The following is an 11712-nucleotide window of genomic DNA, read 5'->3' as shown; positions in this document are numbered from 1 at the left end:
TTTTCTTTTGGGTATTCAATAATAGAGAAGAAATTTGCACTTTGCAATTTGAAGCAAAAATATTGAATAATAAGCGTAGGCAGCCTACTGGTTTAAACTATTGTTTTCATGAACACCATCTCTTTTGAAAAATACCAGGGAGCAGGCAACGATTTCATCATTATTGACAATCGAACAGGGCACTTCCCTAAACAAAATGCCCGCTTGATTGCAGCCATGTGTCGGCGGCGTTTTGGTGTTGGTGCAGACGGACTCATCTTGATAGAGCAAGCGCCGCAAGCCCACTTCAAGATGATTTACTTCAATGCCGACGGCTATGAGGGGTCTTTGTGCGGAAATGGTGCGCGTTGTGCAGTGGCTTTTGCCCATAAACACGGCATCTGTCCACAGTCGGTGGTCTTTGAAGCCTATGACGGCATGCACGAAGCAAAAGTACTGGGCAAGGAGGTCAAACTGAAAATGCAAGACGTGCGGGGTATTGAGCAAATGGCAACAGATGCCTGCTTTTTAGATACTGGTTCGCCTCATTATGTGCAGTGGGTGCACAATTTGCCTGCATTTCCGGTGCTGCAAGAGGGGCGGCGCATCCGCTATGGTGAACCTTTTGGACAAAAAGGTACCAATGTGAACTTCATAGAACAAAAAGACAACAATACCATTGCCATTCGCACTTATGAGCGAGGTGTGGAAGATGAAACCTATGCCTGTGGCACCGGCGCTACGGCAGCTGCTTTGGTGGCTGCTTTGCGTGGTATGACCTCCCCACTTAGGGTGGAGGCATTGGGGGGAACGCTCACTGTTTATTTCCACAGACAGAATAGCGAGCACTTTACAGATATCTATCTGCAAGGACCGGCAACTTTTGTTTTTTCCGGCGAGTATCCGCTATCAACTGACACAATGGCAGCCCCTCCTTTACACTTCCATTAAAATGTATTACTTTTGTAGTAAAACTCATGCACTTATATTCCGTGTTTAATTTTAATAAAAGAACGAAATTCAAAATTTGAATAGGCGATGTCTAATATTGTTGAAAAAGCGCTAAGCGCCCTCTTTGGCTCTAAGAAGGAGCGGGACCTGAAAAAACTGCTTCCCTACGTCGAAAAAATCAATGCCGAGTATAATAAACTTTTCTCTTTGAGCAACGACGAGCTGCGTGCCAAAACACGCGAGCTTCAAGCGCGCATACGAGAGCAGCTCGCACCTTATGAGCAACAAATACAAAAGCTGCGAGAACAAGCAGCTGCTTTGCCAGAACAAAATTTGTCTCAAAAAGAAGAAATCTTCCGTCAGATAGACGAAATAGAAAAAGCGAGTTTGCAGCATCTCGAAAAAGTGCTCGACGAGTGCTTGCCGTTAGGCTTTGCTATTGTGAAAGAAACGGCTCGCCGCTTCAAGGAAAACGAAGAGTTGGAGGTAACTGCCACTGACTTTGACCGTGAGCTGGCTGCTACCAAAGACTATGTGCGCATTGAAGGCGATAAGGCTTATTGGAAGAACTCATGGGAAGCTGCCGGCAACCGCATTACTTGGGATATGGTACATTACGACGTGCAGCTCATTGGTGGGGTGGTGTTGCATCAAGGCAAAATAGCCGAAATGGCAACCGGTGAAGGTAAAACACTGGTGGCTACCTTGCCCATTTTCCTGAATGCATTGGCAGGGAAGGGCGTGCATTTGGTTACGGTGAACGACTACCTTGCCCGCCGCGACGCCGAGTGGATGGGACCGCTCTATGAATTCCATGGCTTACGCGTGGACTGTATCGACAAGCACCCGCCACACTCTATCATGCGTCGTCGCGCCTACGAAGCCGATATTACCTACGGCACCAACAACGAATTTGGCTTTGACTATCTGCGCGACAACATGGTGCGCTACCCCGAAGAACTGGTGCAACGCGGGCACCACTATGCTATCGTCGATGAGGTGGACTCGGTACTTATCGACGAAGCCCGTACGCCCCTTATCATTTCCGGACCTATCCCCAAAGGGGACCAATCGGAGCTTTACCGCACCTATAAGCCCCGGGTGGAGGCACTGGTCAATGAACAGCGCCGTTTGGTAACCCAATTCCTCAACGAAGCCAAGAAGAAAATAGAAGCCGGTGATACTAAAGAAGGTGGATTGGCTCTGTTTCGCGCCTATCGTGGCTTGCCCAAGTACCGTCCTTTGATTAAGTATTTGAGTGAACCGGGCATTAAAAAGATATTGCAAAAAACCGAAGCCATCTATTTGGCAGAAAACTCTAAGTTGATGCCCGAAGCCGATGCCCCGCTCTTTTTCACCATCGACGAGAAAAACAACCTCGTGCAACTGACCGAAAAGGGCTTGGAAGCCATCACCAAAGCAGGCGAAGACCCCCACTTCTTTGTGTTGCCCGATATAGGCACCGAAATAGCCAAAATTGAAAACGACTCGGCACTCTCGCCACAAGAAAAAGTAGAAAAAAAAGAAGCGCTCATTGAAGACTATAAAGCCAAGTCGGAGCGCATCCATGCCGTTAACCAATTGTTGAAAGCCTACTGTCTCTTTGAAAAAGACGTCGATTATATCATCGACGAGGGCAAGGTGAAAATTGTGGATGAACAGACCGGGCGCATCATGGAGGGGCGTCGATATTCCGACGGCTTGCATCAAGCCTTAGAAGCCAAAGAGAACGTAAAAATAGAGGACGCCACCCAGACCTATGCCACCATTACCCTGCAGAACTACTTCCGCATGTATCACAAGCTGGCAGGCATGACCGGTACGGCAGAAACCGAAGCCGACGAGTTTCGCGAAATCTATGGTTTAGATGTGGTGGTGATTCCTACCAATAAGCCGGTAATCCGGGATGACCGCCCCGATAAAGTCTATAAGACCATGCGCGCTAAGCTCAATGCCGTGATTGCCGAAATTGAGGAGATGCGTGCCAAAGGGCGTCCTGTTCTGGTAGGTACTACCTCGGTAGAAATGTCTGAAATTATTAGCCGTATGCTGCAGCTGCGTAAAATACCGCATCAGGTATTGAACGCCAAGCACCATCAGCGAGAGGCTGAAATTGTTGCCAATGCCGGGCAAGTAGGTACTGTTACTATCGCTACCAACATGGCGGGACGTGGTACTGACATCAAGCTGTCGCCTGAAGCCAAAGCCGCCGGTGGTTTGGCTATCATCGGTACCGAGCGCCACGAGTCGCGCCGGGTAGACCGTCAGCTGCGCGGACGTGCCGGGCGTCAAGGCGACCCCGGTTCTTCGCAATTCTTCGTCAGCTTGGAAGACAACCTCATGCGTTTGTTTGGCTCAGACCGCATCGCCAAAGTCATGGACCGCATGGGGATGGACGAAAATGAGGTGATTCAAAGCAGCATGGTAACTAAGTCTATTGAGCGGGCGCAAAAAAAGGTAGAAGAGAACAACTTTGCCATTCGCAAGCGACTGCTCGAGTACGATGATGTGATGAACGTGCAGCGCGAGCACATCTATAAGCGCCGCCGGCATGCCCTTTTCGGTGAGCGCTTAGATTTGGATATTAACCAGATGTTTGCCGGCTTGTGTCGAGAAATTGTAGAGGCATTGAAAGCCCAAGAGTCTTATGAAGACTTTAAGTTGGAAGTGATTGCTACTTTCGGGTTTGAACCCAATATTACTGCCGAAGAGTTTGAACGTGAGGACATTCCTGCCTTGGTTCGAAAACTGTATGCACAAGTCCGTGCTCATTATGATGAAAAAAATCAGCGTCTGCTGCGGCAGATTATGCCTTTCCTGAAAGAAAAATACGAGGAGATAGGCGATACCGTACGCAATATAGAGATTGTCTTTACTGACCATAAAAAACTGATTCGTATTGCGGCTGATTTTGCGAAGGTTGTAGAAACCGAAGGGAAAGAACTCATTCGGGCGTTGGAGCGAACCACCGTGTTGGCGCTCATCGACCAAGAGTGGAAAGAGCACCTGCGCGAGATGGATGACTTGCGTCAGTCGGTGCAAATGGCAGTGCACGAGCAAAAAGACCCGCTCATCATTTACAAGTTCGAAGCATTTGAGCTTTTCAAAGAATTGCTTTCCCGCATCAATCGCGATGTAACGAGCTTCTTGATGAAAGCTACTTTGCCACAGGCACCCACCGAAGTGCGTGAGGCAAGACAGCCCCGTGAAAAGACACCTAAATTGCAAGCGCAAAAGCCTTCAAGTCTGAACGACCAGCCCCAAGCACACGAGCCCTCACCCGTGCAAAGAACAGCTCCCATTCAATCTACCAAAATCATTGGGCGGAACGACAAGGTGACGGTACGCTATCATGACGGGCGGGTAGTCAAAGATGTGAAGTACAAAAAAGTGGAGCAGGATATTTTGAACAATCGTTGTGTGATTATTGAAGAGTAGCAAGTCTGAAAGCAGCCGGTAACTACCGGTTGCTTCTTTTTTATAGATTAGTGTCTGATTCTCAAACGCTATGTTTATGCGCCATTTATTGTTTATTGCCTTTGTTGCCACCCTTTTGGGCTGTGCGTCCAACGCTAGAACACAAAAACACAACGAGCGTAAGGAGCTAGTCATAGATACCCTGCTGAACAAGCTGCGCCCAGTGTATATCTATGAACCTGAGCAGCTGCTTGCTGATGGGCAGAAGATGCGTGTATCCGCAGAAAAGGTTTTTTCGCACCAACACACAGAGACCATTTTTAGAGCACTGTCTTTTTACAAACGCATTTTGGTGCGTAAGGAAATGCCCGGATACAGGGTAGAAGTGTTTGTGTCGCCGGACAGAAACGAAGCCGTAAACGCAAAAAACAAATGTTATAGCCTCTTCCATCCGGATTATGAGGTGTACTTTGAGTATAGCCGCCCTAAGTACAGGGTGAAAGTGGGCGATTTTGCCACCCGCGAAGAGGCAAATGAGTTCTATAAAGTAGCCAAGCGTTATTTCCCTACTTCCATTGTGGTACCCGATCGGGTGGTGATTATCACCGAAGCAACCGAAGACGACCTGATACTTATTCGCAAACAGCGCGAAGCCAAGAAGGATACCGACTGAGCCTTACCCTTTACTTTTCTTCTGCTTCTGGAATTAAACAATAGGACTTGAACAGACTGAAAATAAATGCGGGAGTGAATTTGTTTTATCAATTGTGCTTGGTAGTATGTTGGGGGATACCCATTGCTCTGGCAGGAGGGCTTGATGTAGTAGCAACCTATCCTGCCCACCGAACCCGTAATGCACACCCCAATGCCATCTATTGGATGGAGTTTAACGACTCCATCCGGAAAGGAAGCGGGAGAATTATTTTTTATGCCTACCCTTCGAACGCTGTGTTACAAGAAATAGATGTGATGAGTGAAGCGGTGTGGGTTGAAGGTAAGCGTTTGTTTATCAACTTGCCGGAGATGTTGCCACTGAATACAGAAGTATGGGTGAAGGTAACTCCCGGTGCGGTAATAGGGAATCAAGGGAATGTTTTTCAAGGTATAGTAAACAACAACCGTTGGCGTTTTTCTACCCGTAGTTCTCTTTTGTTTTATACTCTCAAAAGTCCGTATAGCTCTTGCATTCCTTTGCGACCCGTCTTTGAAATTGAATTTGAGAACTATCCGAGTTTGGGAAGCGGAAACCTCTACTTGCTCAAATACAAAGATACGCTACACGTTTGGGCAGCGGCGGCAGGGCAAATCGTCGATAACAAGAAAGTGCGCTATGTGCTGCCCTTCAATTTGGAAGCATTGCAGGAATACTACATACTGGTTGATACGGCTGCTTTTTATGCTCCGGGAGGGGTGCCTTTTGTAGGCATCAACGACCCTGACACCTGGCGCTTCTCGACGGGAGTACCCCCACCGGCTACGGTGCAGGGAGCAGCCTGCCCCGGAGAACCCTGCTTTTTGCAAGCAACTGCCCCCATAGAGTTGTTACCTCAGCAAGTGGAAGGCTACTTCTTGTGGTATAACAGCCCTTCGGCAACAAACCCGCTGACAACCTCCGAAGGAGCACCTTATACAGAAGCCACCTTCCGAATAGAACGCTTGGAAAAAAATACAACGCTTTATGTCAGTTGGGTATGGCAGGGCTGTGAAAGTATCCGGCAGCCCGTGCAAGCAAGCCTATTGCCAGTGCCCAAAGTGAAGATTAACAAACCACCTGCCCCTGTATTTGAAGGGGATACCATAACGTTGAAAGCCACTGGGGCAGAATTTTATTACTGGTCGCCCGCAGCCTTTATACTTGGCGATACGGTAGGCAGTGAAGCACGAATCAAAGCAATTGAAGGCATCGAAGTGGTAGTGATAGGCGAAAATAATTACGGTTGCCGTTCGTCGGATACGCTGCGCTTGGAAGTGCAACCTCGCCCGCAAGAGCGTTTGTTCTTGCCCACCCTCTTTTCACCTAATGGCGATGGAAAAAACGATGTCTTTCGTTTGTTAGGCAGTGGGGTGGCAAGCGTGCACCTTCGCATTTACAACAAACAAGGTGTGCTTCTCTTCGAAACATCTGACATCACCACAGCCATGCAACAAGGATGGGATGGTACCCATCAAGGCGTGCCACAGCCCCCCGATGTGTATTTTTGGCAAATAGAAGGAACTTTTCGCAGTGGAGCGCCTTTGACTGTAGAGGGTAAAACCCACGGTGTGCTAACCTTGATTCGCTGATGGCACGACTGCTGTCGATAGGAGGAGTTCTGCTGTGTGTCTGTTTTTTTTTCCTTAAAAAGGCACACGCACAAGCAGAATTATTTACTCTCCAGAAGCCCGTTTCTTCATGGATAAATCCGGCATCGGTAGGGAGTGAGTTAAAGGGAGCGGCTCATTTGCTTTACAGGCAGCAATACATAGGGGATGGCTATAGTCTGCGCCTACCTTCTTTTCAGTTTCAATATCCGATATTCAGTCAAGACCAAACTCGCCACTGGGGAGGGGTAGGTTTGGCTTTCATGCAAGAACAGTTGGGTAACACTTCGATATACAAGAATACCGGCATTGCGCTTTCGCTGGCGTATGCCATGCCCCTGAGCGAAGAAACCAAATTGAGTTTTGGCATGCAGGCTGCTTATTTTCTACGGCGCATAGAAGAAGGTAAGATTACCACCGAGTATCAGTATCTGAATGGTGTGTTGGGCGAACCTTCTTTAAGCGGTGAAGACTTCAGTCGTTTGCAGGTAAGATATCCTTCCATTCAATCGGGGCTTATCATTCGAAGGCAGCGGGCGCAGGAAAAAACGCCCCTCTTTGAGTTTGGTGTGAGTGCGCTGGCTTTGAATCAACCCAATGTATCTTTTTACAAAGAACCGTTTTTGCTTCCTTCCCGCTTGTTTGTTTCTTTGAATGTGCGGGGGTGGAGTAACCGCACGGCTGCTCTTATGCCTTCCATACGTTGGACCTACCAAGCCGGCAATCAACAGTGGCGCGTGGGGGCAGAGTACTACCACGACTTCCCAGCTTTGAATCCTGCTTTCACAGAGGGGGCAATGAGTATTGCCGCTTGGTGGCAGGGAAGCTACTTGATGGGCAGCCTCAGCCTTCGACAGGCAGAATACCAAATTTCATTTAGCTATGATGTGAATATGGGAAAAAAAGGCTATCCTACTGCCTTTGAACTTGGCGTGGCATGGACCAAGCCTTTTGAATTGAAGAAAAAAAAACAGCGCCGTCATTTGTCGGTGGCACGCAGGCAGCCGGTACCCTCACACGAAGAAAACCCCAAAGTGATAGTATTTACACGTGAACCCGTAGAAGTAAAACCTCATAAGGAACGCCCGGCATTGACCGAGGCTGAAAAAGACATCTTACGCAGCAATATTTATTTTGAGCAGGGAAGCAGTCAATTGTCTGATTCTGCCAAGAAACAGCTAATTCAAGTGGCTGAAGTACTTCAGGCGCATCCCGAGATATTGTTAAAAATCGAAGGGCATACCTGCTCATTCAGGGAAGAAATGGGAAATGAAAAGTTGTCGATGGAACGTGCCTATGCTGTCCGTACTTTCTTAAAAGCACACGGCGTAGAAGAAAAACGTATGATAGTGGATGCTATGGCTGACCGCAAACCCGTAGCTACCAATGACACCGAAGCAGGGCGCCACCTGAACCGACGGGTAGTGTTGGTGCCACTGTTGTGAGCATGGATACCGATTGCTGCCAAAATCATATCGCTATTCTCTGCTATTTCTCACTGCGAGAAACGTAGCCTTGTGATTTTTTATCTCACGCACTATGTCATCTCGAACGAGCGAAGCAAGTGAGAGACCTCAAGCACAACAAGTTAAGAACCAATGAAATCTTTCGCTTGTGCTCGAAACGACAAGAGGAAAACCCCAAAGCACAAAGATGAAAAGCACACGCTTCTTCGCTCTGACTTATTTTCCGTTCTCAATTCAAAGAAATTTCTCTCCTATTCTTCCGATATGGTGATGCTGTCTATGAGGTAACGTTGGCGGTATTCTTTCAATTTGATGAATACTCGGAATGTTCGTTGCGAAGAACGATAGCGTAAAATACTGTACACCAACGATTGATTGTAGCTTCCTTGATGGAAGACTTCTACTCCGTCACTTTTTGGGGGGTAATTCTTAAAAAAATCGCGCATGATAAACTCCGCTTGGCTTTTGCTGTAACTTGCGCGGCTGTCATTGATGGATAATTCTACTACTTCATTGAAATAACGCGCGAGCTCGCGGGCACTACCTATTCGAAAAGTACGCTCTATTTCCTCCAGTACAGTGTTTTGTTGAGAGTAATCCACTGCCTCACCCCGGAAAAGGAAAAATCCAAATAGTAAAATGATGATTTTAGGCATTGCCATGGGGATTACTTTTTTCGTGATGATGACTTCTTCAATAGAAGGGCTAAAATCATACCAATGCAATTCAAAAGGAAGAACAATAAACAAAAAATTTGGCATAGGTAGCGTATATTTGTATGAGTTTCAGCAACCAAACCAAATCCTGCCTCATGAAAAAGGTAATCCTTATCATCCTCGATGGCTGGGGGCTGGGCAATAAGCCGGAGGTATCAGCCATCGCACAAGCCAATACCCCCTTTTTTGACCATATGATGAAACACTACCCCAAAAGCAAGCTTCAGGCTTCGGGCTTGGCAGTGGGCTTACCCGAAGGGCAAATGGGAAATTCCGAAGTGGGACATATGAACATTGGTGCAGGGCGGATTGTCTATCAAGACTTGGTGCGAATCAACAAAGCCATTGAAGATGGCACGCTGGCTACACGTCCTGCTGTGCAAGAGTTGATAGCTTACTGTAAGAGTCGCCAAAAACCGGCGCATCTTATCGGTTTGGTTTCCGATGGCGGTGTGCATGCTCACATCGAACACCTTAAAGCCTTGATGACTATCTTGCGCAATGAAGGCATCGCCGTATTCGTGCATGCCTTTACCGATGGACGCGATACTGACCCAAAAAGCGGTGTGCATTTTATAGCAGACCTTTTGGCGCATTGTCGTCAGACAGGTGCCCGCTTGGCTTCCGTCGTTGGGCGCTACTATGCCATGGACCGCGACAAGCGTTGGGAGAGGGTAAAAAAAGCTTATGACCTACTGGTACATGGTATCGGGCAGCCCGTTCATGACCCTTTGGCAGCAATACAGGCTTCTTATGAAGAAGGCATCACCGATGAATTCCTTGAGCCCATGGTGTGTGTCGATGAGCAAAACCGCCCCTTGGCTTGCATTCAGCCCGAAGATGCCGTGTGTTGTTTCAACTTCCGAACCGACCGTGGACGCCAGATAACCATGGCACTGACGCAGCAGGATTTTCTGGACTATGCCATGTACAAAATGCCGCTTTTCTATGTAACCATGACGCCCTATGACGATACTTTCGAGGGGGTGAAGGTGATTTTTGAAAAAGACAATATCCAAAACTCTTTGGGAGAGGTGATAGCCAAGGCAGGACTCAAGCAAATACGCATTGCCGAAACAGAAAAATATCCGCATGTTACCTTTTTCTTTTCGGGCGGGCGTGAAGAGCCTTTCGAAGGCGAAAAGCGTATCCTATGCCCTTCGCCCAAGGTGCCTACCTACGACTTGAAGCCCGAAATGAGTGCCTATGAGGTGCGCGATGCCATCATCGAAGAGCTCGCAAAAGAAGAAGCGCACTTTATTTGTTTGAACTTTGCCAACCCCGATATGGTGGGACATACCGGCGTGTTCGAAGCAGCAGTGAAAGCGTGTGAGGTAGTAGATGAGTGTACCAAGGCGGTAGTAGAAGTAGCCCTGAAGCATGGCTATACCCCCCTGATTATTGCCGACCACGGCAATGCCGAGTACATGATAAACGAAGACGGCAGCCCCAATACAGCGCATACTACCAATTTGGTTCCTTGTGTACTGGTAGATGAGAACTTTAAGGGCACTTTAAAAGACGGTATTTTAGGCAATGTGGCACCCACCATCTTGGACCTGATGGGCTTGGAAGCCCCCGAAGAGATGACAGAGTCTTCTTTGCTGGAAAAAGAAGTCGTAAGTTAAGGTTTTACATTACCGTGTATAAAAAGGCAGGTACAAGCGCCTGCCTTTTATTTTTTCGAGGAAAAACTTAAAGATAAACTCCAGCTGATGCTCGTTGTCATTTCTCAAAAATGCAGCCTCTCATTCCGAATCTCATTTGTTGGAGCGAGGAATTTCAGCAATAAGGCGAAGGGTAAAGCCTGCCTTCATTTTTAAGTCATACTTTCAAAAAGCCATGACAGCCGCCCGCCGATTTTTCGATGATGAAAAACCCGGCTACACTGCTTTAACTACTAAGTTGCCTTTCTCTGTTGTCGCATCATTTCTTTTACCGTCAGGCTGCTGCCGTTGTGGCTCCAGCCCGGTGGATAAAAGATGTATTTAAGTTTGTCTTTCCAAGTGGGTGCGCGCTGGATGTCGTCCCATAAAGCCTTGAATTCGGCAGTGGCTATCTTCACAGGGTTTTGGGTGTTGATGTTTTTGGTTAGTCCATAGATTACGGGCTCTTGTTCGGCTTCGAAAGTGCCAAACAAACGGTCCCAAATAATAAAAATACCCGCATGGTTCTTGTCCAAATACTGCAAGTTCACACCGTGATGCACCCGGTGGTGTGAAGGTGTATTGAATACAAACTCAATCCATGCCGGCAGTTTTTTCACTACTTGTGTGTGCAAAAAGAACTGATAAATCAGGCTGATAGATGCCATGCTAAATATCATCAAAGGATGAAAGCCCAGCACAGGCAGCCAAGCATAGAACAAAAACTTGTAAAATCCTTCGGTCCAGCTTTGGCGCAGGGCTACGGCAAAGTTGTAGTCTTGCGATGAGTGATGGTTGGAGTGGGCTGCCCACAGCAAACGAACTTCATGACTGAGCCGATGATGCCAGTAAAACGAGAAGTCGTCGGCAAAAAGCAGCAAAACCCATCCCAAAGTTGTAAAACTCAAATATTCTTTGAAAAAGCCGGTGTGTTCATAGATTTTCCAGAAAAGGTAAAAATAAAAAGCCTTTACAAACAGGTTGATGACCAAAGAGCCCAAGCCCATGGCTATGCAGGCAGCTGCCTCTTTGAGTTCGTAGAGTTGAAGTTTTTCTTTTATGTCTATCCATATTTCCACTGTCATGAGCAGTATAAACACCGGAATGGCATAGGTAACCGGGTCGTTGAATCCACTGATTTGCTCGATGATTGTGCCCCAGTCCATAGTGGAAAAACTTTTTAAGCAACTAACTTTGTTGTTTAAAGGTACGAAAAAAACAATAAAAGAAGGAACG

8 protein-coding genes are annotated in these 11712 nt (G+C 47.4%); 6 read left to right on the top strand and 2 right to left on the bottom strand.

The genetic code is table 11. The features are described 5' to 3' along the window. Positions 1-108 precede the first annotated feature (108 nt). From dapF to FHS56_RS09000, 5 genes are all read left to right on the top strand, one after another. Complete coding sequence (dapF, locus tag FHS56_RS09020; RefSeq protein ID WP_166919900.1) at positions 109-930, top strand: diaminopimelate epimerase; 822 nt, start codon at positions 109-111, stop codon at positions 928-930. 87 nt (positions 931-1017) lie between these two features. After that, positions 1018-4368 carry a preprotein translocase subunit SecA gene (secA, locus tag FHS56_RS09015; protein WP_166919898.1) on the top strand — a complete coding sequence of 1117 codons (3351 nt, stop codon included), beginning with the start codon at positions 1018-1020 and terminating at the stop codon, positions 4366-4368. Positions 4369-4444: 76 nt separating this feature from the next. Further along, the gene (locus FHS56_RS09010; protein WP_166919896.1) at positions 4445-5020 is read left to right on the top strand and encodes an SPOR domain-containing protein; all 576 of its coding nucleotides are present in this window, start codon (positions 4445-4447) and stop codon (positions 5018-5020) included. 47 nt (positions 5021-5067) lie between these two features. Continuing rightward, positions 5068-6630, top strand: coding sequence for a T9SS type B sorting domain-containing protein (locus FHS56_RS09005; protein WP_166919894.1), 1563 nt, complete (start codon positions 5068-5070; stop codon positions 6628-6630). Continuing rightward, complete coding sequence (locus FHS56_RS09000) at positions 6630-8093, top strand: PorP/SprF family type IX secretion system membrane protein (RefSeq protein WP_166919892.1); 1464 nt, start codon at positions 6630-6632, stop codon at positions 8091-8093. Before FHS56_RS09005 ends, FHS56_RS09000 begins: the two co-directional genes overlap by 1 nt. Before the next feature lie 272 nt (positions 8094-8365). Here the strand turns inward: FHS56_RS09000 and FHS56_RS08995 are convergent, their stop codons facing one another. Then, the gene (locus FHS56_RS08995) at positions 8366-8875 is read right to left on the bottom strand and encodes a DUF4783 domain-containing protein (RefSeq protein WP_166919890.1); all 510 of its coding nucleotides are present in this window, start codon (positions 8873-8875) and stop codon (positions 8366-8368) included. A gap of 50 nt (positions 8876-8925) precedes the next feature. Between FHS56_RS08995 and gpmI the strand changes: the two genes are divergently transcribed. Then, positions 8926-10458, top strand: a complete 1533-nt coding sequence (gene gpmI / locus FHS56_RS08990) for a 2,3-bisphosphoglycerate-independent phosphoglycerate mutase (RefSeq protein ID WP_166919887.1) — start codon at positions 8926-8928, stop codon at positions 10456-10458. A 272-nt stretch (positions 10459-10730) separates the two neighbouring features. Here the strand turns inward: gpmI and FHS56_RS08985 are convergent, their stop codons facing one another. Beyond that, positions 10731-11642 carry a sterol desaturase family protein gene (locus tag FHS56_RS08985; RefSeq protein WP_166919885.1) on the bottom strand — a complete coding sequence of 304 codons (912 nt, stop codon included), beginning with the start codon at positions 11640-11642 and terminating at the stop codon, positions 10731-10733. Positions 11643-11712 lie beyond the last annotated feature (70 nt).

This window comes from Thermonema lapsum (genome assembly GCF_011761635.1).
Taxonomy (GTDB): domain Bacteria; phylum Bacteroidota; class Bacteroidia; order Cytophagales; family Thermonemataceae; genus Thermonema; species Thermonema lapsum.
Note: the sequence above shows the minus strand (reverse complement) of the source record. Positions and strands in the feature narration are given on the sequence as shown.

Bases quoted from the DNA above. Each gene is read 5' to 3' on its own strand.
- FHS56_RS09000 (WP_166919892.1), top strand. From the start codon at position 6,630: ATGGCACGACTGCTGTCGATAGGAGGAGTTCTGCTGTGTGTCTGTTTT.
- secA (WP_166919898.1), top strand. From the start codon at position 1,018: ATGTCTAATATTGTTGAAAAAGCGCTAAGCGCCCTCTTTGGCTCTAAG.
- FHS56_RS09010 (WP_166919896.1), top strand. From the start codon at position 4,445: ATGCGCCATTTATTGTTTATTGCCTTTGTTGCCACCCTTTTGGGCTGT.
- FHS56_RS08995 (WP_166919890.1), bottom strand. From the start codon at position 8,875: ATGCCAAATTTTTTGTTTATTGTTCTTCCTTTTGAATTGCATTGGTAT.
- gpmI (WP_166919887.1), top strand. From the start codon at position 8,926: ATGAAAAAGGTAATCCTTATCATCCTCGATGGCTGGGGGCTGGGCAAT.
- FHS56_RS08985 (WP_166919885.1), bottom strand. From the start codon at position 11,642: ATGGACTGGGGCACAATCATCGAGCAAATCAGTGGATTCAACGACCCG.
- dapF (WP_166919900.1), top strand. From the start codon at position 109: ATGAACACCATCTCTTTTGAAAAATACCAGGGAGCAGGCAACGATTTC.